The organism is Duganella flavida (assembly GCF_009857445.1).
Taxonomy (GTDB): domain Bacteria; phylum Pseudomonadota; class Gammaproteobacteria; order Burkholderiales; family Burkholderiaceae_D; genus Rugamonas; species Rugamonas flavida.
Genome location: NZ_WWCN01000007.1, coordinates 193462 through 214307, shown reverse-complemented (window position 1 = coordinate 214307; position 20846 = coordinate 193462). Strand labels below are relative to the sequence as shown.

Here is a 20846-nt window from a genome sequence, read left to right as displayed (position 1 = left end):
GCACACGGCTTTAATAGCCGTAACAAAAAGTGTTTTGCAATTTCATGCAATCGATTGCATAATGTGTTCATCTGCTCAATAAAGTAGCAGCAACGACAATACTGGAGACGATTCATGCACCATCGCACCCTTAAACTGGGCGGCATTGCTGCCGCTGTCGCAACCGCAGTCCTGCACATGAGCGGCGCCGCCGCGCAAGAAGCCCCGGCCGCAGACGGCCTGAACATGGAGCGCGTGGTCGTCACCGGCACCAGCGGCGCGTCGTCCAAAATGAAAACCAGTGTGTCGATCTCGACCATCGAAGGCGACGCCATCAAGAACGCTGCGCCGTTGAGCGCGGCCGAGGTGCTGCGCTCGGTGCCGGGCGTGCGTTCGGAATCGTCGGGCGGCGAGGGCAACGCCAACATCACTGTGCGCGGCGTGCCGATTTCTGCCGGCGGCGCGCGCTACGTGCAAATTCAGGAAGATGGTCTGCCGGTGCTGCAATCGGGCGACTTCAACTTCATCACGCCGGACAGCTACGTCAAAATCGACGGCACGCTGGATCACCTGGAAGTGGTGCGCGGCGGTTCGGCTTCCACGCTGGCGACCAATGCGCCGGGCGGTATCATCAACTTTATCACCAAGACCGGCGAAGAGAAGGGCGGCCACATCGCCATCAGCCGCGGCCTGGGCTACGACGAAACCCGCTACGACTTCGATTACGGCGCGCCGATCTCGGACAAGACCCGCTTCTTCATCGGTGGGAACTACCGCACCGGTGAAGGCGTGCGCAATACCGGCATGAGCACCGAAGATGGCGGCCAAATTCGCGGCAATATCACGCATGATCTGGATAACGGTTTTATCCGCCTGTCGTTCAAACATCTGGACGATAAATCGCCGACCGCGCTGCCGGTTCCGGTGCAGGTGGTGAATAAGCAGATCCAGGAAATCCCGGGCATCGATCCGCGTACGGTGAGCTTCTATTCGCCGTACTGGGTGCGCGACGTGGTCCTTAGCAAGAACAACACGCCGGTATCGACCAACGTCAACGACGGCTTGAAAGTGAAGAGCGATTCGTTCGGCCTCGAAGGCTCGTTCGATCTGGGTGACGGCTGGAACCTGAGCGACAAGTTCCGCACCTCCAGCAACAGCGGCCGCTTTGCCGGTGTCTTTGCAGGGAACAATGGCACGGTGGGCAGCTACACTTTTGCCACGGGACCGAACAAGGGCAAGGCTTACAACGGCCGTGCATTCTCCGCCGTGGTGTTCAACACCTCGATCGATGATGCGGGCAATACGCTGAACGACACCAAGCTGGCCAAGACCTTCAAGCTGGCCGATGGTTCCAAGCTGACCACCACGGCGGGCCTGTACCTGTCGACGCAAAAGCTGGCGCTGACCTGGAACTTCAACGAGTACCTGATGCAGGCTACCGGCGACAAACCGGCGCTGCTGCAAACCACCAGCACCACACCAGGACTGGTCGGCCCGGCCTTCGGCGGCTGCTGCTCGCGCGCCGTGGACATGGAATACAAACTGACGTCGCCGTATCTGAACGTTGGCTATGAGGCTGGTCCTTTGAATCTCGATGCGAGCGTCCGTCAGGACCGCCAGCAAGCCAGCGGCACCGCCAACATCGCGACTCTGAACAACGGCGCGCTGCGCTACGACGCAGCCACCGAGCAGTTTGTCGATTACAAGCTGAATCACAATTCGTACTCGGTGGGCGGCAACTATGCGTTCTCGAAGAACCTGTCGGCGTTTGCCCGCGTCAGCGACGGCGTGGCCTTCAATGCCGACCGCATCCTGTTTGGCACGCCGTTGGATGGCAGCGCGCCGATCAACATCAACACCGTCAAGCAGATCGAGGGCGGTGTGAAATGGCGCAGTGGCGGCATCAGCACCTTCGTCACGCTGTTCCAGGCCAAGACTGATGAGAGTAATTTCGAAGCCACCACGCAGCGCAGCACGTCCAACAAGTACGACGCGAAAGGTGTGGAGCTGGAAGGCGCGTATAGCAACGGCGCATTCCGCGTCACCGGCGGCATGACTTACACCGACGCCAAGATCACCGGCACCGCAGCAGCGGATGTGGCCAACATCGGCAATACGCCACGTCGTCAGGCCAAGTATATCTACCAACTGGCGCCTTCCTACAGCCTGGGTGATGCGACCTTCGGCGCCAGCTTGATCGGCACCGGCAAGTCGTGGGGCGATGATGCACACACCATCGAGCTGCCAGCGTATGAAGTGGTAAATGCTTTCGTCAACTACAGCGTTACGCCGAAAGCCACACTGTCGCTGAGCGTGAATAACCTGTTCAACAAGATCGGCTACACTGAAGTGGAAGGCGACGGTCACGCCGCCCGTTCCATCTCCGGTCGCGCCGCGAAAGTCAGTCTGTCCTATGCCTTCTAAAGAAATGTCGGACCGCATGCTTGCGGTCCTGCCCAATGCCTTGCGGCCGCAAGCCGCGCAGCGCCTGGCCGTCTACGAGCCGGTGCTGCGCCGGCTGCTGGCCGGCCTGTATGGCGAGCACGCGGACTTCGACGCTTGGCTGGGCGAGTTGATGGCATCACTGGGCGCGCTGTACTCGGCGCGTCCGGCGGAATTGCGGGCGCTGGATGAGCAGCGCGCCGCGCAGCCGGACTGGTTCCTCAGCCAGCGTATGCTGGGTTACTGCGCGTATGTGCAAAACTTCGGCGGCGATCTGAATGGCGTAGCGGAGCGCATCTCGTATTTGCAGGAGATGGGCGTCAGCTACCTGCACCTGCTGCCGTTCTTGCGCGCGCGCGCAGGCGAGAACGATGGCGGTTTTGCCGTCTCCAGTTTTGACGACGTTGAACCGGCGCTGGGCACCAACGCTGATCTGGATGCGCTGACCACGCAGCTGCGCGCAGCCCGCATCAGTTTGTGCTCGGACTTCATTTTGAATCACGTGGCGGACGATCATGCGTGGGCCGTCGCCGCGAAGAATGGCGACGCTGCTGCGCGTGCCATGTTCCTCACCTTCCCCGACCGCACCATGCCGGACCGCTACGAGGCCACGCTGGGGCAGGTGTTCCCGCAAGTCGCACCGGGCAATTTCACGCACGTGCAAGCGATGGGCGGCTGGGTGTGGAGCACCTTCTATCCGTACCAGTGGGATCTGAACTACGCCAACCCGGCGGTGTTCGCCGAAATGGCGGCAGCCTTGCTGCGACTGGCGAATCGCGGCATCGAAGTATTCCGCCTGGATTCCACAGCCTTCCTGTGGAAGCGCGAAGGCACCAACAGCATGAACCAGCCGGAGGCGCACCAGATCCTGCAAGCCTTGCGCGCGATTGTCGATATCGTGGCGCCGGGCGTACTGCTAAAAGCTGAAGCCATCGTGCCGACACGCGAGCTGCCGGCCTACCTTGGCAGCGCGGATGCGCGCGAATGCCACATCGCCTATCACAGCAGCCTGATGGCCGCTGGCTGGCTGGCCTTGTCCGAGGAGGGCACGAGCGCATTGCGTGAAGTGATCCGCAACACACCCGAACTGCCGCAAGCCGCCACGTGGCTCAGTTACGTGCGCTGCCACGACGACATCGGCTGGAACGTGTTGCGTGCCGAAGCCGCAGCCGGAGGGCATGACGCCAACGCACGCCTCGCGCGCGCGGCCCGCTTCTACACCGGCGCAGAAAACAGCTACGCCGCCGGCGCATCGTTCCAGAGTACCGATCCAAATGCAGCGCATGGCAGTAACGGCATGGCTGCATCGCTGGTCGGCCTGCAAACCGCGCACAACGATGAAGAACGCGAACTGGCCATGCGCCGCCTGCAACTGCTGCATGGCCTGGCCTTGAGCTTTGGCGCGCTGCCGGTGCTGTACATGGGTGATGAACTGGCGATGGAAAACGACGAGAGCTACCTGCATCGTCCACAGCACGCAATGGATAGCCGCTGGCTGCAGCGGCCCGTATTCGATCGTTCGCGCTGGAAGGGCCGGGACTACGCTGGCACTAGCGCGGGCAAGATGTATCAGTCGCTGATCCGCATGGTGCGCGCACGCCGCCTGCATGATGAATTGGCCGCCAACGCACCACGCACGCTGTTGGCCGATGCGCCGGACGGCATGCTGGCGCTGGCGCGCGGCGAGCGTTTCCTCGCCTTGATGAACTTCTCTGGCCAGCCGCAAAGCTATGCGCTGCAAGGCCGCTGGATCGACTGCATGGATGGGAACATACTGGCAGGCGCGGTGACGCTGGCGCCGTATGCGATGCACTGGCTGGAACGTGGAGCGGCAGAATGAGCAAACAAACCATCGCCGTCTTCGGCGAGGCACTGGTGGACGATTTCATCACCGAGCAGGTGGTGGGCGGTGCGCCGTTCAATGTGGCGCGCAACCTGGCGGCGTTCGGCGTCGCCACGCTGATGGTCACACGCATCGGTGCGGACAAGAACGGCGCGCGCATTTGCGACGAGTTCACGCGCTTCGGCATGAGCGAAGCGGCGTTGCAGGTCGATGAGCGCGAAGCCACCGGCTGCGTGGTGGTCGAACGTAATGCGGACGGCCACCGCTTCATCATCCTGCCGGACCAGGCCTACGACTACGTGGAGACCGCGCCGGCACTGGCGGCGTTGGCGGCAGCGCAGCCACAGGTCATCTACTTCGGTACGATGGCGCAACGCCATGAGCAATCGCGCGGCACGCTGCGGACCATGCTGGAAGCCAGCAACGCCCAGCGCTATCTCGACCTGAATGTGCGCGAAGGCCAGGTCACCGAGCGCATCGCACACGAGTCGCTCAAGCTGGCCGACATCGTCAAGGTCAATGAGGATGAGCTGAAAGACCTGTTCCGCTGGTACACCCATACCGAGCCAGCCGACATGCAGGACGCTTGCCAAACGCTGATGCGCACCTTCGGCCTGCAAGGCCTGATCGTCACGCTGGGCGAGCGCGGGGCGATGTATTTCAGTGCGGAGGGCGAGGTGATTGCCAACCACGATAGCCACGCGCCTGAGCACATCGTCGATACCGTCGGTGCGGGCGATGCCTTCTCTGCGGTGTTTCTGTTCGGGCAATCGCAAGGTTGGCCGCTGCCGCTGACGATGGCGCGTGCGAATGCGTTTGCCGGTGCTATCTGCGGTATCTCCGGCGCGGTGCCGGCCGATATCAGCTTCTACACGCCTTGGATAAAAAGCTGGGGAGCCGTGTCATGAAGGCGCGCCTGTCGTTCTGGCAGATCGTGAACATGAACATTGGATTCTTCGGCATCCAGTTCAGTTTCGGCCTGCAGCAAAGCAGCATGAGCCCCATCTACAAATACCTCGGTGCCGATGAAGCCAGCCTGCCGTATCTCTGGCTGGCCGGCCCGATGACAGGCCTGCTGGTGCAGCCGCTGATCGGCGCCATGAGCGACCGCACTGTCACACGCTGGGGGCGGCGCACGCCTTACTTCCTGATCGGCGCCATCCTGTGCAGCCTTGGTTTGCTGGCGATGCCGTTCAGCCCCACGCTGTGGATGGCGGCCAGCCTGCTGTGGATACTGGACGCAGCCAACAACGTGACGATGGAGCCGTACCGCGCCTTCGTCAGCGACAAGCTGCAACCGGAGCAGCATTCGATTGGCTTCCTGACGCAAAGCGCTTTCACCGGACTCGGACAAACGCTGGCTTATTTAACGCCGTCGCTGTTGGTCTGGCTGGGCATGAACAAGGATGCCGTCAACAGCAGCCACATTCCGCACATCGTCATCGTTGCGTTCATGATCGGTGCAGTGTTTTCGATTAGCTCCGTGCTGTGGACGTTGAAGACGACCAAGGAAAATCCGCTAAGCGAGAGCGAGCTGCAAGCCATGCGCGCCAAACCGGCCGGCTGGCGTCATGCAATCGGCGACATTGTGAGCGCGGTGCGCGAGATGCCGCACACCATGCGCCAGCTGGCGTGGGTCAAGCTGTTCCAGTGGTATGCGATGTTCTGCTATTGGCAGTACATCATGCTGTCCTTGTCGACCACGATTTATGGCACTACCGACCAGGCCTCAGAGGGTTTCCGCGATGCCGGTTTGCTGGCCGGGCAGGTGGGCGCGTTTTACAACTTCATCGCGTTTGTTGGCGCGCTGGCGCTGGTACCGTTCACGCGGCGCTATGGGCCGAAGATCATGCACAGCGTTTGCCTTGCGCTGGCTGGTGTGGCGATGCTGAGCATCCCGCAGATTCATACACCGGCGCTGTTGTTTGTGCCGATGGTGGGCATCGGGCTGGCGTGGGCCAGCATCATGGGCAATCCGTATGTGATGCTGGCGGGCTGTATTCCGCCGGAGCGCACCGGCGTCTACATGGGCATCTTCAATATGTTCATCGTGATCCCGATGATCATCCAGATTTTCACGCTGCCGCTGTACTACCGCAGCCTGCTGGGTGGCAATCCGGAGAATGTGATCCGCCTGGCCGGCGTGTTGATGCTGTGCGGCGCAGTGGCCGTGTTTAAAGTAAGGATAAAAAAAACGCCAGCGTAAATTGGCTGGCGTCTTCGTTTATTACTCTTCGTTGATCTGGCTTTGCAGGTAGTTCTGGATGCCGATCTTGCTGATCAGGTCCAGCTGCGTTTCCAGCCAGTCGATGTGTTCTTCGGTGTCTTCCAAAATCATCAGCAGCAGGTCGCGCGACACGTAGTCGGCGGCCTTCTCGGCGGCAGCGATGCCTTCCTTGACAGTGATCTGTGCGCCCTTTTCCAGCTTCAGGTCGCAGTTGATCATCTCTTCGGTGTTCTCGCCGATCATGATCTTGTGCATGGCTTGCAGGTTAGGCAGGCCGTCCAGCATCAGGATGCGGTCGATCAGTTTGTCGGCGTGCTTCATTTCGCCGATCGATTCTTCGTATTCTTTCTTGGCGATTTTCTCCAGGCCCCAGTGCTTGTACATGCGTGCATGCAGGAAGTACTGGTTGATCGCGGTAAGTTCGTTGGTCAGCTGTGCGTTCAGCAAGCGGATGACTTCTTGGTCGCCCTTCATGGGAGGCTTTCTAAAATGGTTGCGGGAATGCCGTTATTTTGCCATGAACAGACTGCCAACGTGTAGCGATTGCCAAGGAATGGCCGCCAAAGTGTACCAATATCCCCGGCCTGAAAACATTGGAACAAATGAAAATTATTAGCATTCGCAATGTGTGGCAACCCACTGTGCGTTAGCGTCCGCGTCGCTACTATGAGGCTTCACTCAGGAGGACTACATGGATGCCATACACCATCAGGATTTAATCGGCGAAGACGCCGTGCGCAAAATTCACGATTTCGTCGAAAGCACCCCCGGCTGCTTTTTTTGTACCAGTGACGCCAGTGGTGGCCCCGGCGACTCTCGGCCGATGACGGCACTGCAGGTCGATGAGTTGGGTAATGTCTGGTTTATCTCCGCCAGCGACAGTCAGAAAAATATCGAGTTGGCGGCCGATCCGTCAGCCACGCTGTACTTCCAGGGCTCGTCGCATGCCGACTTCATGCACCTCGAAGGCATCGCGACGGTGACGCGCGATCCGCTCAAGCTCAAGGAGCTGTGGAGCTTTACGATGAAGACCTGGTTTAACGAAGGCGAAGAGGATCCGCGCATCACGCTGATCAAGTTTGCGCCGACCTATGGCTACTATTGGGATACCAAACACGGCAAGGCCGTGGCCAGCGTGAAGATGCTGATCGGCGCCGTCATCGGCAAGACGATGGATGACTCCATCGAAGGCAGGCTCGATCTGTAGTGGATTGTTAGCCGAGCTGGAAGTTGATCGGTACCAGCGTGTACACGGGGATGGCCTTGCCATCTTCCATGTGCGGCTTGAACAGCGCGCGCAGCACGGACTGGCGGCCGGATTCATCGAGATTGGTGGAGCCGGATGAGGTATGCACGGTGACTTGCTCCGGCAAGCCCTTTTCATTGATCAGCACCTGCAGCATGACCACGCCGGTTTCGCCCATGCGGCGCGAAATGCTCGGATAGACTGGCTTCGGCGCGCGGATGTATTCCACCCCCGAGACAGTTTTCGGTGCGGCCGGTTGTGCCGGCGCCGGCGGTGCGGCGTGCGCCACTGGCGCGGCCGTGGCCGTGGTCGGCTCACTCGGGCGCGGTTGCGGCGGCGGCAGGGTGATGGTCGGTTCAGTCTGCACGATATTCACCACCGGCAGCGGCGGCACGAAGCTTTGCTTCGGCTGCACCAGCGGCACGGTTTTCGGCGGCGGCGGCGCTTTCAGCGGCTCGGGCGCGGCGACGAAGGTGACATTCACTACTTGCGGCAGGATGGCATGCGTCACATTGCGCAGCATGCCGGAATAGGCGAGATAAAACACTACCACGTGACCTACAACGATGGCTGCCATTGGCGCCAGCTTGCGGCTGCGGCGCTTGAGTTCCAGCGCCAAGCCGGTATCGTCGCCGGACAGCGACGCCGTCCGGTTGTAGGTCATGGTATTCATTTAGTTGGCGAAGGCCGGGCGTTTCAGCACGGTTTCTTTGAGTTCGGCAGCGGCTTGCACGGCCAGGTGTTCGGTGAGGATCTCTTCGGCGCAGGAGAAGCATTGGCCGCAGCAGGTGGCTACACCCAGCGCGTCACGCAATTCGTCCATCGACGTGATACCCAAGTCCATGGCTTGACGGATTTCGCGATCTGAGATGTTGTTGCAAACACAAACAATCATTGATGCACCTTCTGGCTAGGCTGAATAAGTCTGGATTAAGTTCTTCCTGACATGATTGCTAGTAACTTAATGCGAATCATTATCATTAATCGTATACTGCCCTAAAGTTCAGCAGTATGCAAGCTAAATAGAAGTCATTCGCATTACCGTTTATAATGCTAGTATCAAATTCCGGCCGGAAATTAGTCATGACACACGTTGCTCCCCTCATTACGCTCGATACGCTCAAGGTTGGCGCCACCGCCACCGTGGTCCATGTTTCGCCCGGCGACGCTGCCGACGCCGGGCTGGGACTGGCGCGTCGCCTGATGGAGCTGGGCTTTGTGCCGGGCGAGAAAATCCGCCTGCTGAAACGCGGCATGCCGGGCGGCGAACCGTTGGCGATCAAGGTCGGCAGCTCCACTTTTGCATTGCGTCGCTTTGAAGCTGCGCTGGTATCGATACAACCGGAATAAATAATGGGTGCAGTAGAAAAACAGGCGTCGCAGGCGCCGGCCGTGACCCGGACGCCGATGGTGGCGCTGCTGGGCAATCCGAATTGCGGCAAGACCGCGCTGTTCAATCGCCTGACCGGCGCGCGCCAGAAGGTCGCCAACTACGCTGGTGTGACCATCGAGCGCAAGGAAGGTGCCTTCACCACCGGTGGTGGCAACGGCTTCCGTGTGCTGGATTTGCCGGGTGCTTATAGTTTGTCGGCCCACACGCCGGACGAGGAAATCACGCGCGACGTGGTGGCCGGTCTGCGCAAGGGCGAGCCGGCGCCGGACGTGGTGGTGTGCGTGGTCAACGCCACCAACCTGCGCCTGAATCTGCGCCTGGTACTCGAAATTAAACGTCTCGGCCTGCCGATGCTGCTGGCGCTGAATATGGTCGACGTCGCCAAGAAGCGCGGCATCAGCATCGACGCTGACCGTCTTTCGCAAGAGCTGGGCATGCCGGTGGTGGAAACCGTGGCGGTGCAGGCCGGCGGTGAGAAATCGCTGCTGCGCGCGCTGGACATGATGTGGCCGCTGCCGGTGAGCCAGCCGAATCCGCTGTCGGCCATTGACGCGGTCGGTGTGGAAGAGACGCAGCGCGAAGTGCGCCGCATCCTCGACCTGGTGGTCAGCAATCCAAGTGCAAATGAAGATAGCCTGAGCGAGAAGGTTGATGATGTCGTGCTGCATCCGGTGCTGGGCCCGATCATTCTGGCGGTGCTGATGTTCCTGGTATTCCAGGCCGTGTTCAGCTGGGCCAATGTGCCGATGGATATGATCAAGGCTGGCGTGGACGGCGTTGGCGTCATGATCAAGGAGACGATGGCAGACGGCATCCTGCGCAGCCTGCTGGTGGAAGGTATCCTTGGCGGCGCCGGCAGCGTGCTGGTGTTCCTGCCGCAGATTCTGATTTTGTTCTTCTTCATTTTGATCCTGGAAGATTGCGGCTATCTGCCGCGTGCGGCCTTCCTGCTGGATCGTTTGATGGGTGGCGTGGGCTTGTCGGGCCGCGCCTTCATTCCGCTGCTGTCCAGCTTTGCTTGCGCGATTCCGGGCGTGATGGCAGCGCGCACCATTCAAAATCCGCGCGACCGTCTGGTGACCATCATGATTGCGCCGCTGATGACGTGCTCGGCGCGCCTGCCGGTGTATGCGCTGATTATTGCGGCCTTCATTCCGGAGCGTGAAGTGTATGGCTTCCTGAGCCTGCAAGGGCTGGTGCTGTTTGCGCTGTACTTCGCTGGCATCTTCTCGGCGATGGCGGTGGCGTACTTCTTCAAGCGCGCGCTGGGCGCCAACCAGAAGCAGCCGCTGATGCTGGAACTGCCGGCCTACCACTGGCCGCACATGCAGAACCTGGCGCTGGGCCTGTGGGAGCGTTGCAAGATCTTCCTGTCGCGCGTCGGTACGATTATTTTGACGCTGATGGTGCTGCTGTGGTTCCTGAGCTCCTTCCCGGGCGCACCGGAAGGCGCGACCCATCCGCCGATTTACTACAGCCTGGCCGGCATCCTAGGCCGCGGCCTGGAATACATTTTTGCGCCGATCGGCTTCAACTGGCAGATCTGCATCGCGTTGGTGCCGGGCCTGGCCGCGCGTGAAGTGGCGGTAGGTGCGCTGGGCACGGTGTATGCGCTGTCGCAGAGCGGCGAGGAACTGGCGCAGTCTCTGGAACCTATCATCGCTGCGTCGTGGACTTTGCCGACCGCCTTGTCGCTGCTGGCGTGGTATGTGTTTGCGCCGCAGTGCATGTCGACCTTGTCTGTGGTGCGCCGCGAGACCGGCGGCACGCGCTACGCGCTGCTGATGGCTGGCTATATGTTTGCGCTGGCGTACACGGCGTCGTTCCTGACCTTCCGTATTTCGTCGGCACTGCTTGGAGGCTGATATGTGGCAGCAGATTATTGTGGCGTTGATTGTGGTGGCAGCCTTGGCGCACTTCTGCACCAAGTACCTGCCAGCGGCCTTGCGCCGCCAGATCGTGGGCGCGCTGAGCAAGCGCGGCTACGATGAAGCGCGCCTGTCCAAACTGTTCAACATCAAATCCGGCTGCGGCGACGATACCGGCTGCTCGTCCTGCGGCTCCTGCGACAGCGCGCCACCAGCTAAATCCGAAGCCTCTCTGAAACGCGTCATCAAGCTGCACGTGCAGCGCTAATCCCTGCGCTGGCGCAAAGCCAGCGACCTACGCCAGTTTTATCTTCTTCGCAGACGATTGATTTCTCAATTTCTGCGGATAAGATGAAAAATGGTGATCACCTTCGATCCCAAGAAAGACAAGCTCAACCGGCGTAAGCGGAACTTCGAGAGTGTGGCGTAGGTCGAATAGGCCCGAACTTATATTGTGTGGTGTTTGTTGAGCGTAGTGATGTCTTGCGGATCATCAGTTTGCGCAGAGCCAAAACGTCGGAGGAAGCACGTTATGTATCACAAAGAACGTAAGATAGTTTTTTGCACGCCGGAAGAGGACGCGATCATCACTGTGGCTGCATTGTCAGATCCAGACGCGCAGCCGCTGACGGAGGAGGAGTTGGCGCAGTTCCGCCCTTGGCGTGCGCGGCTGCTAGCACCGCCGGGCTCGCCTACCGTCTCTTTGACGATGGAGTTTGATGCGGCGACGATTGCCGCGTTCCAGCGGCAGGGCGATGACTGGCAGCAGGGCATTAATGCCGTGCTGCGCGAGTGGGCGATCAAGCGTGGCTACGTGCCGTTTCCCGCGTAAGCTTCAACCGCAGTAGGGATCAAAGGTTTCGGCTTGTGCCATAGGCCAGTAGTGGCCGAACACCGGCGGCAGGCGCGATAGCTGGCTTGGGTCGAGCAGTTCGCCCGGTTCCAGATACGGCAGCAGCGCCGACGCCAGTTTCACCTGATTGGTCGAGATGCGCCGCACCAGGTGGCGCGGGCGCAGTTGCGATGGGTGCGTCAAACCGGCGGCAGCAATCAGCTGCGCCAGCGCCTTCATGGTGTTCTCATGGAAGTTGGCTACACGCTGGATTTTGTCCGGCACCACCAGCGCGCGCTGGCGCGACGGATCTTGCGTGGCGACGCCGGTCGGGCAGCGGTCGGTGTGGCAGCTTTGCGATTGGATGCAACCCAGCGCGAACATGAAGCCGCGCGCGGAGTTGCACCAGTCCGCGCCCAGCGCCAAAGTGCGCGCAATGTCGAAGGCGGTGATGATTTTGCCCGAAGCGCCAATCTTCACCTTGTCGCGCAGGTTGGCGCCCACCAGCGTGTTATGCACCAGCAGCAGCGCTTCCTGCAGCGGCGTGCCGATGTGGTCGGTGAACTCCACCGGCGCCGCACCGGTGCCGCCTTCGCCACCATCGACCACAATGAAATCCGGCACGATGCCCGTCGCCAGCATGGCTTTGACGATGCCGAAAAATTCCCACGGGTGACCAATCGCCAGCTTGAAACCAGTCGGCTTGCCGCCCGACAGCGTGCGCAGGCGGTCGATAAACTCCAGCATTTCAATCGGCGTGCTGAAGGCCGAATGGCGCGACGGCGAAATGCAATCGCGCCCCACTGGCACACCGCGCGTCTGCGCAATCTCGATGGTGACCTTGGCGCCCGGCAGCACGCCGCCATGGCCCGGTTTGGCGCCTTGCGACATTTTCAGCTCGATCATCTTCACTTGCGGCGCGGTGGCGTTGGCCACGAAATTCGCTTCCGAGAAAGTGCCATCGTCGTTGCGGCAGCCGAAGTAACCAGAGCCGATTTCCCAGATCAGGTCGCCGCCGTTCTGGCGGTGGTAGGGGCTGATGCTGCCTTCGCCGGTGTCGTGCATGAAGCCGCCCTGCTTGGCGCCGCCGTTCAAGGCGAGGATGGCGTTGGCCGACAATGCGCCAAAGCTCATCGCTGAAATGTTGAACACGCTGGCCGAGTAGGGCAGCGCGCGCGGGCAGTCCGGATGGTTGCCGATCTCGATGCGGAAGTCATGCGGCTGCTCGGCTGCCGGGGCGATCGAGTGGTTGATCCATTCATAGCCAGGCGCGTAGACGTCGAGCTGGGTGCCGAACGGACGCTTGTCGGTGTCGAGCTTGGCGCGCTGGTAGACGATGCTGCGCTGGTTGCGCGAGAACGGTTCGGCCACCGTGTCGTCTTCCAGGAAGTACTGGCGGATCTCGGGCCGTATCGATTCGAAGAAGAAGCGGAAGTGCGCCATGATCGGGTAATTGCGGCGCAGCGCGCGTTTGGTTTGCAGCAGGTCGCTGACACCAACCGCGACGAGCGCGGCGGCCGCTACCGGGATCTCCCACGGCGCACCCAGCGCCAGCGAGGCTGGCAGGGTAACGATTGCAGCATTGAGGACAAGGTAACGCGGCGAAAGCAAATTCATGAACACTCCGGCGACGGCTAGCGATCCTCCGAGTGTACTGCTGTTTCCCTGCGGAATCCATAGCCATAGGAGAGGCGGCACGCGCTGTGCGTCCAACAATGCTAAGCTAGCGAGGTTGCGGCGCACGGCCGTTCTTTTTTCTCGGGATACCCACCATGATCGTAGTCCACCATCTGAATAACTCACGTTCGCAGCGGGTGCTGTGGTTGCTGGAGGAGCTGGGCCTGGAGTACGAAATCGTGCGCTACCAGCGCGACCCGAAGACCATGCTGGCGCCGCCGGAACTGTTGGCCGTTCATCCGCTGGGCAAGTCGCCGGTGATCAGCGATGGCGAGATCGTGGTGGCCGAATCGGGCGCGATTGTCGAGTACCTGATTGACACATATGGCAATGGCCGCCTGGTGCCGCCAGCCGGTACGGCGGAGCGCCGCCAGTGGACTTACTTCCTGCATTACGCCGAAGGCTCGGCGATGGCGCCGCTGCTGATGAAGCTGATCTTCGACCGGGTGGAAAACGGCCCGGCGCCGTTCTTCGTCAAACCGATCGCGCGCGGGATTGCGCAAAAGGTCAAGGGTAGCTACATCCTGCCGCAGATCGCGCGCCACCTTGATTACCTGGAAGCGGAGCTGAACAAGACTCCGTGGTTTGCCGGCGCCGAATTCAGCGCGGCCGACATCCAGATGAGCTTCCCGCTGGAAGCGGCCTTCGCGCGTGGCGGGCTGGACGAGAACCGTCCGAACCTGAGCGCCTTTCTCAAGCGCATCCACAGCCGTCCCGCCTTCCAGCGCGCCCTCGAACGTGGCGGCCCGTACGAGTTATTAAAATAACCACCGAAGGCATTGCCATGAGGTAAGATATCGTTTAGCCATTAAATTTTATCTTCCTCAGGAGTTCATCATGCTGAAGCGTCTCGTTGTGCTCGCCATTGTCGCGCCATTGTTTACGGGCTGTGCGATCCACCAGACCGTCAAGCCGGTCGAGCACTTTGCGGAAAAGAAGGTCTGCATCATCAACAATCCGGCGGTGAGAGATGGCTTCCTGTCGGCCTACAAGCATGCGCTCGAAGCCAAGGGTTACGTCGCGCAGCAGATGCCAGCCGATGCCTCAATCGTCGAATGCGCGATCACGTCGACCTACACGGCCAACTGGCGCTGGGACCTGGCGATGTATATGACCTATGCTGAAATCAAGGTGTACAACGCCGGCAAGCCTGCCGGCCAAGCGATCTATGACGCCAATCGCGCTGGCTTGAATACCGGTAAGTTCATCAACGCGGACAAAAAAATTACTGAACTGGTAGACCAGTTGTTCCCTGGCGGTGCCGGCCGTTAATCGGTCGGTTAAAATGGCGGCTTGACCAAGCCCGGATGAAGTTGAACATGGGTAGACTCCTTGCCATCGACGGCCTCAATATTGTGCGCCGCGTCTACGAAGCCAGCCAAGAACCTGATAGTCCCGAGAAGGCCGACATCGCGCTGCGCCATGCGCTGTCGTCGTTCCGCACTTTGCTGCATGACCACGACCCCACGCACGTGCTGCCCGCCTTTGATTTCGGCGGCCTCACCTGGCGTCACGATTTGTACGCTGGCTACCGCGAAGGCCGCGCGCCGATGCCGTCGCCGCTGCGCGATGCGCTGCCGGCTTTCTACGAGAAGCTGCAAGGTTTCGGCCTGCATGTGGTGTCGGTGCCCGAAGTCGAGGCCGACGATGTGATCGGCACGGTGGTAATGCGCTGGCTGGCCGAAGGCCGCGGCGAAGCCACCATCGCTACCACCGATAAGGACTTGCATGGCCTGATCGCCAATGGCGCCCGCGTGTGGGATCACTTCAAGGGCGAATGGCACGACCGCGCCTGGGTCGAGAAGAAGTGGGGCATCCCGCCCGAGCAACTGCCCGACCTGCTGGCGCTGATGGGCGACGTCACCGATTCCATCCCCGGCGTGTCCAAAGTCGGCGTGAAGACGGCGGCCAAACTGTTGCGTACATACGGCACTCTGGACGCCATCATGGCCGGCGCGGGCATTCTGAAGGATACGCTCGGCGAAACACTACGAAAAGAACGCGAAATGCTGTATCTTTCTCGACAACTGGTAGCATTAAAAACAGATGTGCGGGTTGGCGTCAGCTGGAATATGCTGGCTTGGTCCCACTAATAACAAGGTTTGCAAGATGTTAAAAGCAGTCGTTATCGATCCCAGCGCCGTTGCTCGCGGCTTGCTCAACACCGTGCTGCTGGATGGCGGTTACGATGTGGTGGGCCTCTCCCACACCACGCTCGCAGCGATGACGCTGCTGATCAAGCACCAGCCGCACATTGTCTGCATCGCCAAGGAGCAGATTGAGAGCGATCCGGCATCCTTGAACGAGATTCGCAAAAACTGGCCGAAGACCTTGATTTTCATGGTCTCCAGTGAGCTCGATGCCGGCACCATCCAGGCCGCGCATGCGATCGGCGTGAGCGGTTTTATCGTCAAGCCGTTCAAGGCGGATACGGTGTTGAATACGATTCGTAACGTGGTGATCGCGATGGTCAAACGCCAGCGCGCCGCGATGGAGAAAGCTGCCAGCGAAGCAGCGCCGGCAGCAGAGGGCGACGAACCCGCCGCCGGTTAATCAGCCAGCGAAGGTCGAGCTGTCGATGATGCCGCCGCCGAGGCACACTTCACCGTCGTACAGCACGGCCGACTGGCCCGGCGTCACAGCCCACTGGGCATCCATGAATTTCAACGCAAAGTCAGACTCGCCTTCCGGCGCGATTTCGCACGCCACATCGGCCTGGCGATAGCGGGTCTTGGCCGACATCGCGCGCGCTTCCGGCGCTTCGCCAGCGACCCAGCTGGCCTGGTCGGCGCGCAGCGTCGACGACAGCAGCCACGGATGGTCATGGCCCTGCACGATGTACAGCACGTTGTTGGCCACATCCTTCTTCGCCACATACCACGCGTCATTGCTGCCATCAGCGTTCTTGTACGCCTTCAAGCCGCCGACGCCGATGCCCTTGCGCTGGCCCAGCGTGTAGAACGACAGGCCCACGTGCTCGCCCACCACCTTGCCGTCCGGCGTCATCATCGGGCCCGGTTTGTACGACAGGTAGCGGTTCAAAAACTCGCGGAACGGACGCTCGCCGATGAAGCAGATGCCGGTCGAATCCTTCTTGGCCGCATTCGGCAGTTTCAGTTTCTCGGCAATCTTGCGCACTTCGGTTTTCGGAATCTCGCCCAGCGGGAACAAGGTGCGCGATAACTGCGCCTGGTTCAGGCGGTGCAGGAAGTAGCTCTGGTCCTTGGTGTGATCGACCGCCTTCAGCAGCTCGCTCTTGCCATTGTGCTGGCGCACGCGCGCATAGTGGCCGGTGGCGATCAAGTCCGCGCCCAGCGTCATGGCGTGATCGAGGAAAGCCTTGAATTTGATCTCGGCGTTGCACAGCACATCCGGGTTCGGCGTGCGGCCGGCCTGGTACTCGCGCAGGAAGTCCGCAAACACGCGGTCCTTGTATTCGCTGGCGAAGTTGACCGCTTCAATATCCACACCCACCACGTCGGCCACCGAGGCCGCGTCGATCCAGTCCTGGCGGGTGGAGCAGTACTCGGAGTCGTCGTCGTCTTCCCAGTTCTTCATGAACAGGCCAATGACTTCATAGCCTTGTTCTTTCAGCAGCCACGCCGAGACCGAGGAATCCACCCCGCCCGACATGCCGATAACGACCCGTTTCTTACTCATTACTTATCCATTCGCAGTGCTAACCGCTTCCCTGTAGACGGAAGCGTGTGTTTGTACCAGTGCCAGCGGCGCCCGGTGGCCCGCCAGATATTCATCGACGCATTGCAGCACCGTCGGGCTGCGGTGACGGTCGGCGCAAGCGGCCAGTTCGTCGCGCGTCAGCCACATGGTGCGCAAAATGCCTTCGTCCAGTGGACGGTTGTGTTTCTCGCCCGGATAGCCGCAGAAAGTGAAACGCAGATACGTCACTTCCTCGCCGGTGCGGTTGGAGGTGTAGCGCGCCATATACATGCCGACCAGTGCGGTTGGCGTGAAGTCGTAGGCCGTTTCCTCCAGGGTTTCGCGGATCACCGCTTCCTGCAAGGACTCATACGGGTCGAGATGTCCGGCGGGCTGGTTGATGCGGATGCCATCGCTGGTCTCCTCTTCGATCAGCAAGAACTTGCCATCTTTTTCGACGATGGCGGCAACAGTAACAGAGGGTTTCCAGATACGCGGCATGAGTCATCCTTGAAAGAGCCGATATTTTAGCCTGTTCCGGCCATTTGGTTTGCGCTTGCACCAAATTGCGGGGTAATTCATGACAAATAGTCACACTTGAAGTGATGAAACCAGTGGCTATAAAACATTAAGTATTAAGTATCATGGTCCAAAAATCCATGATAGATTCTAGTCAGTTTATTAATCATTTGGAGGCACCATGAGAATAAGCGTACCGGCCGAAACACGGCCGGGTGAGACCCGGGTGGCGGCCACCCCGGAGACCGTCAAGAAGCTGGCCGCCAAGCACCAGATACTGGTGCAGGCCGGCGCAGGCTTGGCAGCTTCCGTCACCGATGAAGCCTATGTTGCAGCTGGTGCACAAATTGTGCCCGCCAGCGAAGTATGGGCAGCCGATGTGATCCTCAAAGTTCGTGCCCCCAATGCAGAAGAGCGCGCCCAGATCAAACCGGGGGCGGTGGTGATCGGCATGCTCAATCCTTTCGACGCCGACAACAATGCCGCAATGGCAACGGCGGGCTTGCAAGCGTTCGCGCTGGAAGCCGTGCCGCGCATCACGCGCGCGCAGTCGATGGACGTACTGTCGTCGCAAGCCAACATCGCCGGCTACAAGGCAGTGATGGTGGCAGCCAATACCTACCAGCGTTTCATGCCGATGCTAATGACGGCAGCCGGCACGGTGAAGGCGGCGCGGGTCTTGATTATGGGCGTCGGCGTGGCCGGTTTGCAGGCCATCGCCACCGCCAAGCGCCTCGGCGCGGTGATCGAAGCGTCCGACGTGCGGCCGCCGGTGAAGGAGCAGGTAGAGTCGCTGGGCGCCAAGTTCATCGACGTGCCTTATCTGACCGATGAGGAGAAAGAGATCGCGCAGGGTGTGGGCGGCTATGCGCGTCCGATGCCGGCCGACTGGATGCGCCGTCAATCGGAGCTGGTGCACGAACGCGCCAAGCTGGCCGACATCATCATCACCACCGCACTGATTCCAGGCCGTCCGGCGCCAGTGCTGATTTCCGAAGAAACCGTGAAGGCCATGAAGCCGGGCTCCGTGATCGTCGACCTGGCCGTATCGCAGGGCGGCAACTGCCCGCTGTCGGAGTTGAACAAGACGGTGGTCAAGCATGGCGTGCATATCGTCGGTGAGCCGGATCTGGCCACCCTCGTGGCGGCCGATGCCTCGGCGCTGTACGCGCGCAATGTGCTGGACTTCCTCAAGCTGATTATCGATAAGGAAGACAAGCTGGTGATCGACCGCGAGGACGACATCATCAAGGCCACGCTGCTGTGCACCGGCGGTGAACTGCTGCGCAAATAACGGGGAATCAATATGGAAATCAGTCATACCATCATTAATTTGATTATTTTTGTTCTCGCCATTTACGTTGGCTACCACGTGGTCTGGACCGTCACGCCGGCGCTGCATACGCCGCTGATGGCGGTGACCAATGCGGTATCGGCCATCATCATCGTCGGCGCCATGCTGGCGGCTTCGCTGACCGAGGGTATCGTCGGGCAGGTGGCCGGCACGGTGGCGGTGGCGCTGGCGGCGGTGAATGTGTTCGGCGGCTTCCTGGTCACGCAGCGCATGCTGGAGATGTTCAAGAAGAAGGAACCGAAAGCCAAGAAAGGAGATGGCGCATGAATTTCATCTCCATGAATCTGGTGACGATGCTGTATCTGGTTGCATCGGTGTGTTTCATCCAGGCGCTGAAGGGTTTGTCGTCGCCATCGACGGCACGCCTGGGTAATGCGTTCGGCATGTCCGGCATGGCAATCGCGTTTGTGACGACGATTGCGCTAATCCTCAAGCTGCAATCGGAAGCTGCTGCGGCAGCGGCGGCCGGCGCGGGCAGCGGTTTGGGCCTCGGTCTGGTGGCGCTGGGCGTGATCGTCGGCGGCGGCATTGGCGCGGTGCTGGCCAAGAAGGTCGAGATGACCAAGATGCCGGAGCTGGTGGCGGCAATGCACTCGCTGATTGGTTTGGCGGCGGTGTGTATCGCGGTGGCGGCGGTATCGGAGCCGCATGCGTTTGGCATTGCAGCGATTGGCGAAGCGCTGCCGACCGGGAATCGTATCGAGCTGTTTATCGGTACCTTCGTTGGCGCGATTACCTTCTCCGGTTCGGTGATCGCGTTCGGCAAACTGTCGGGCAAGTACAAATTCCGTTTGTTCCAGGGCGCGCCGGTGAGCTTCGCTGGCCAGCATTTGCTGAATCTGGTGCTGGCGATTGTGATGGTTGGCCTGGGCCTGACCTTTGTGGTCGCTGGCGGTACGGAGCCTGCATGGGTGCCGTTCCTGATCATGACCGCGATTGCGTTTGTGCTGGGTGTGCTCATCATCATTCCTATCGGCGGTGCGGATATGCCGGTGGTGGTGTCGATGCTGAACTCCTACTCCGGCTGGGCGGCTGCAGGTATCGGCTTCTCGCTGAATAACTCGATGCTGATCATTGCAGGTTCGCTGGTGGGTTCGTCGGGCGCTATCCTGTCCTACATCATGTGCAAGGCGATGAACCGTTCGTTCTTCAACGTGATCCTGGGCGGCTTTGGTGGTGCGCCGGCGGAAGTAGGTGCCGGCGGTGCGAAGGAACAGCGTCCGGTGAAATCCGGTTCGGCAGATGATGCGTCGTTCATCATGGCGAATGCGGAGAGTGTGATCATTGTGCCGGGTTACGGTCTGGCCGTGGCGCGCGCGCAGCACTCGCTGAAAGAGCTGGTGGAGAAGCTGACCCACAAGGGCGTGACCGTGAAGTATGCGATTCACCCGGTGGCAGGACGCATGCCGGGCCACATGAACGTGCTGCTGGCGGAAGCCGAGGTGCCGTACGATCAGGTGTTCGAGATGGAGGATATCAATGGTGAGTTCGGGCAGACTGACGTGGTGCTGATTCTGGGCGCGAACGACGTGGTCAACCCGGCCGCCAAAGATCCGAAATCGCCGATCGCCGGCATGCCGATTCTGGAGGCGTACAAAGCCAAGAGCATCATCGTCAACAAGCGCTCGATGGCTTCCGGCTACGCAGGCCTGGACAATGAGCTGTTCTACCAGGCCAACACCATGATGGTCTTCGGCGACGCCAAGAAAGTCATCGAGGACATGGTTAAGGCAGTGGAGTAAATTCACTTTTTGTGAATGATATATTCGTTTTAAGCCGATTAATGGTGGGTTTGGTGAAGTCTAA

At 60.3% G+C, this 20846-nt stretch carries 22 protein-coding genes; 16 read left to right on the top strand and 6 right to left on the bottom strand.

What is annotated here, in order from left to right; all coding sequences use genetic code 11:
* Positions 1-114 precede the first annotated feature (114 nt).
* Genes GTP46_RS13285 through GTP46_RS13270 form a run of 4 tightly spaced genes read left to right on the top strand, consistent with a single transcriptional unit; the run spans position 115 to position 6470 of the window.
* Complete coding sequence (locus GTP46_RS13285; RefSeq protein WP_161007110.1) at positions 115-2403, top strand: TonB-dependent receptor; 2289 nt, start codon at positions 115-117, stop codon at positions 2401-2403.
* Complete coding sequence (locus GTP46_RS13280) at positions 2393-4261, top strand: alpha-amylase family glycosyl hydrolase (RefSeq protein ID WP_161007109.1); 1869 nt, start codon at positions 2393-2395, stop codon at positions 4259-4261. The genes GTP46_RS13285 and GTP46_RS13280 overlap by 11 nt, the downstream gene beginning before the upstream one ends.
* The gene (locus GTP46_RS13275) at positions 4258-5172 is read left to right on the top strand and encodes a PfkB family carbohydrate kinase (RefSeq protein WP_161007108.1); all 915 of its coding nucleotides are present in this window, start codon (positions 4258-4260) and stop codon (positions 5170-5172) included. Before GTP46_RS13280 ends, GTP46_RS13275 begins: the two co-directional genes overlap by 4 nt.
* Positions 5169-6470 carry an MFS transporter gene (locus tag GTP46_RS13270; RefSeq protein WP_161007107.1) on the top strand — a complete coding sequence of 434 codons (1302 nt, stop codon included), beginning with the start codon at positions 5169-5171 and terminating at the stop codon, positions 6468-6470. Before GTP46_RS13275 ends, GTP46_RS13270 begins: the two co-directional genes overlap by 4 nt.
* 21 nt (positions 6471-6491) lie before the next feature.
* Here the strand turns inward: GTP46_RS13270 and bfr are convergent, their stop codons facing one another.
* Positions 6492-6965, bottom strand: coding sequence for a bacterioferritin (bfr, locus tag GTP46_RS13265; RefSeq protein WP_092277121.1), 474 nt, complete (start codon positions 6963-6965; stop codon positions 6492-6494).
* A 217-nt stretch (positions 6966-7182) separates the two neighbouring features.
* On the opposite strand from bfr, the gene GTP46_RS13260 reads away from it, so the two are divergent.
* Complete coding sequence (locus GTP46_RS13260; protein WP_161007106.1) at positions 7183-7698, top strand: pyridoxamine 5'-phosphate oxidase family protein; 516 nt, start codon at positions 7183-7185, stop codon at positions 7696-7698.
* A gap of 7 nt (positions 7699-7705) precedes the next feature.
* Here the strand turns inward: GTP46_RS13260 and GTP46_RS13255 are convergent, their stop codons facing one another.
* Positions 7706-8410, bottom strand: a complete 705-nt coding sequence (locus GTP46_RS13255; RefSeq protein WP_161007105.1) for an energy transducer TonB — start codon at positions 8408-8410, stop codon at positions 7706-7708.
* The gene (locus tag GTP46_RS13250; protein ID WP_161007104.1) at positions 8411-8632 is read right to left on the bottom strand and encodes a (2Fe-2S)-binding protein; all 222 of its coding nucleotides are present in this window, start codon (positions 8630-8632) and stop codon (positions 8411-8413) included. It lies immediately after the preceding gene.
* 188 nt (positions 8633-8820) lie between these two features.
* Between GTP46_RS13250 and GTP46_RS13245 the strand changes: the two genes are divergently transcribed.
* From GTP46_RS13245 to GTP46_RS13225, 4 genes are all read left to right on the top strand, one after another.
* Positions 8821-9087, top strand: a complete 267-nt coding sequence (locus GTP46_RS13245; RefSeq protein ID WP_161007103.1) for a FeoA family protein — start codon at positions 8821-8823, stop codon at positions 9085-9087.
* 3 nt (positions 9088-9090) lie between these two features.
* Positions 9091-10995, top strand: coding sequence for a ferrous iron transporter B (gene feoB, locus GTP46_RS13240; RefSeq protein ID WP_161007102.1), 1905 nt, complete (start codon positions 9091-9093; stop codon positions 10993-10995).
* Position 10996: 1 nt separating this feature from the next.
* Complete coding sequence (locus GTP46_RS13235) at positions 10997-11266, top strand: DUF6587 family protein (RefSeq protein ID WP_161007101.1); 270 nt, start codon at positions 10997-10999, stop codon at positions 11264-11266.
* A gap of 264 nt (positions 11267-11530) precedes the next feature.
* On the top strand, positions 11531-11830 hold the full coding sequence (locus GTP46_RS13225) for a BrnA antitoxin family protein (protein ID WP_161007100.1): 300 nt from the start codon (positions 11531-11533) through the stop codon (positions 11828-11830).
* A 3-nt stretch (positions 11831-11833) separates the two neighbouring features.
* Here the strand turns inward: GTP46_RS13225 and GTP46_RS13220 are convergent, their stop codons facing one another.
* Positions 11834-13447: an FMN-binding glutamate synthase family protein gene (locus GTP46_RS13220; RefSeq protein WP_161007099.1), complete on the bottom strand. Its 1614-nt coding sequence runs from the start codon at positions 13445-13447 to the stop codon at positions 11834-11836.
* A gap of 155 nt (positions 13448-13602) precedes the next feature.
* On the opposite strand from GTP46_RS13220, the gene GTP46_RS13215 reads away from it, so the two are divergent.
* The 4 genes from GTP46_RS13215 to GTP46_RS13200 all read left to right on the top strand — a co-directional run bounded on the left by GTP46_RS13215 (position 13603) and on the right by GTP46_RS13200 (position 16060).
* Positions 13603-14274 carry a glutathione S-transferase gene (locus GTP46_RS13215; protein ID WP_161007098.1) on the top strand — a complete coding sequence of 224 codons (672 nt, stop codon included), beginning with the start codon at positions 13603-13605 and terminating at the stop codon, positions 14272-14274.
* 70 nt (positions 14275-14344) lie between these two features.
* Positions 14345-14779 carry an Sbal_3080 family lipoprotein gene (locus GTP46_RS13210; protein ID WP_202414255.1) on the top strand — a complete coding sequence of 145 codons (435 nt, stop codon included), beginning with the start codon at positions 14345-14347 and terminating at the stop codon, positions 14777-14779.
* Between the two features lie 47 nt (positions 14780-14826).
* Positions 14827-15600: a 5'-3' exonuclease gene (locus GTP46_RS13205; protein WP_161007097.1), complete on the top strand. Its 774-nt coding sequence runs from the start codon at positions 14827-14829 to the stop codon at positions 15598-15600.
* Positions 15601-15616: 16 nt separating this feature from the next.
* Entirely contained in the window at positions 15617-16060 is a 444-nt protein-coding gene (locus GTP46_RS13200; RefSeq protein WP_161007096.1) for a response regulator, read from the top strand.
* Here GTP46_RS13200 and mnmA read toward each other — a convergent pair whose 3' ends face one another.
* Positions 16061-17167, bottom strand: a complete 1107-nt coding sequence (gene mnmA / locus GTP46_RS13195; protein ID WP_161007095.1) for a tRNA 2-thiouridine(34) synthase MnmA — start codon at positions 17165-17167, stop codon at positions 16061-16063. It abuts the gene before it with no gap.
* A 3-nt stretch (positions 17168-17170) separates the two neighbouring features.
* Positions 17171-17668: an NUDIX hydrolase gene (locus GTP46_RS13190; protein WP_161007094.1), complete on the bottom strand. Its 498-nt coding sequence runs from the start codon at positions 17666-17668 to the stop codon at positions 17171-17173.
* 199 nt (positions 17669-17867) lie between these two features.
* Here GTP46_RS13190 and GTP46_RS13185 point away from each other — a divergent pair, with 199 nt between their 5' ends.
* Genes GTP46_RS13185 through GTP46_RS13175 form a run of 3 tightly spaced genes read left to right on the top strand, consistent with a single transcriptional unit; the run spans position 17868 to position 20782 of the window.
* Entirely contained in the window at positions 17868-18980 is a 1113-nt protein-coding gene (locus tag GTP46_RS13185) for a Re/Si-specific NAD(P)(+) transhydrogenase subunit alpha (RefSeq protein WP_161007093.1), read from the top strand.
* Between the two features lie 12 nt (positions 18981-18992).
* Positions 18993-19307: a proton-translocating transhydrogenase family protein gene (locus GTP46_RS13180; protein ID WP_161007092.1), complete on the top strand. Its 315-nt coding sequence runs from the start codon at positions 18993-18995 to the stop codon at positions 19305-19307.
* Complete coding sequence (locus GTP46_RS13175) at positions 19304-20782, top strand: NAD(P)(+) transhydrogenase (Re/Si-specific) subunit beta (RefSeq protein WP_161007091.1); 1479 nt, start codon at positions 19304-19306, stop codon at positions 20780-20782. Before GTP46_RS13180 ends, GTP46_RS13175 begins: the two co-directional genes overlap by 4 nt.
* The last annotated feature ends 64 nt before the right edge of the window (positions 20783-20846 follow it).

Coding starts and splice junctions, on each gene's coding strand:
- GTP46_RS13285 (WP_161007110.1), top strand. CDS start 115: ATGCACCATCGCACCCTTAAACTGGGCGGCATTGCTGCCGCTGTCGCA.
- GTP46_RS13280 (WP_161007109.1), top strand. CDS start 2,393: ATGCCTTCTAAAGAAATGTCGGACCGCATGCTTGCGGTCCTGCCCAAT.
- GTP46_RS13275 (WP_161007108.1), top strand. CDS start 4,258: ATGAGCAAACAAACCATCGCCGTCTTCGGCGAGGCACTGGTGGACGAT.
- GTP46_RS13270 (WP_161007107.1), top strand. CDS start 5,169: ATGAAGGCGCGCCTGTCGTTCTGGCAGATCGTGAACATGAACATTGGA.
- bfr (WP_092277121.1), bottom strand. CDS start 6,965: ATGAAGGGCGACCAAGAAGTCATCCGCTTGCTGAACGCACAGCTGACC.
- GTP46_RS13260 (WP_161007106.1), top strand. CDS start 7,183: ATGGATGCCATACACCATCAGGATTTAATCGGCGAAGACGCCGTGCGC.
- GTP46_RS13255 (WP_161007105.1), bottom strand. CDS start 8,410: ATGAATACCATGACCTACAACCGGACGGCGTCGCTGTCCGGCGACGAT.
- GTP46_RS13250 (WP_161007104.1), bottom strand. CDS start 8,632: ATGATTGTTTGTGTTTGCAACAACATCTCAGATCGCGAAATCCGTCAA.
- GTP46_RS13245 (WP_161007103.1), top strand. CDS start 8,821: ATGACACACGTTGCTCCCCTCATTACGCTCGATACGCTCAAGGTTGGC.
- feoB (WP_161007102.1), top strand. CDS start 9,091: ATGGGTGCAGTAGAAAAACAGGCGTCGCAGGCGCCGGCCGTGACCCGG.
- GTP46_RS13235 (WP_161007101.1), top strand. CDS start 10,997: ATGTGGCAGCAGATTATTGTGGCGTTGATTGTGGTGGCAGCCTTGGCG.
- GTP46_RS13225 (WP_161007100.1), top strand. CDS start 11,531: ATGTATCACAAAGAACGTAAGATAGTTTTTTGCACGCCGGAAGAGGAC.
- GTP46_RS13220 (WP_161007099.1), bottom strand. CDS start 13,447: ATGAATTTGCTTTCGCCGCGTTACCTTGTCCTCAATGCTGCAATCGTT.
- GTP46_RS13215 (WP_161007098.1), top strand. CDS start 13,603: ATGATCGTAGTCCACCATCTGAATAACTCACGTTCGCAGCGGGTGCTG.
- GTP46_RS13210 (WP_202414255.1), top strand. CDS start 14,345: ATGCTGAAGCGTCTCGTTGTGCTCGCCATTGTCGCGCCATTGTTTACG.
- GTP46_RS13205 (WP_161007097.1), top strand. CDS start 14,827: ATGGGTAGACTCCTTGCCATCGACGGCCTCAATATTGTGCGCCGCGTC.
- GTP46_RS13200 (WP_161007096.1), top strand. CDS start 15,617: ATGTTAAAAGCAGTCGTTATCGATCCCAGCGCCGTTGCTCGCGGCTTG.
- mnmA (WP_161007095.1), bottom strand. CDS start 17,167: ATGAGTAAGAAACGGGTCGTTATCGGCATGTCGGGCGGGGTGGATTCC.
- GTP46_RS13190 (WP_161007094.1), bottom strand. CDS start 17,668: ATGCCGCGTATCTGGAAACCCTCTGTTACTGTTGCCGCCATCGTCGAA.
- GTP46_RS13185 (WP_161007093.1), top strand. CDS start 17,868: ATGAGAATAAGCGTACCGGCCGAAACACGGCCGGGTGAGACCCGGGTG.
- GTP46_RS13180 (WP_161007092.1), top strand. CDS start 18,993: ATGGAAATCAGTCATACCATCATTAATTTGATTATTTTTGTTCTCGCC.
- GTP46_RS13175 (WP_161007091.1), top strand. CDS start 19,304: ATGAATTTCATCTCCATGAATCTGGTGACGATGCTGTATCTGGTTGCA.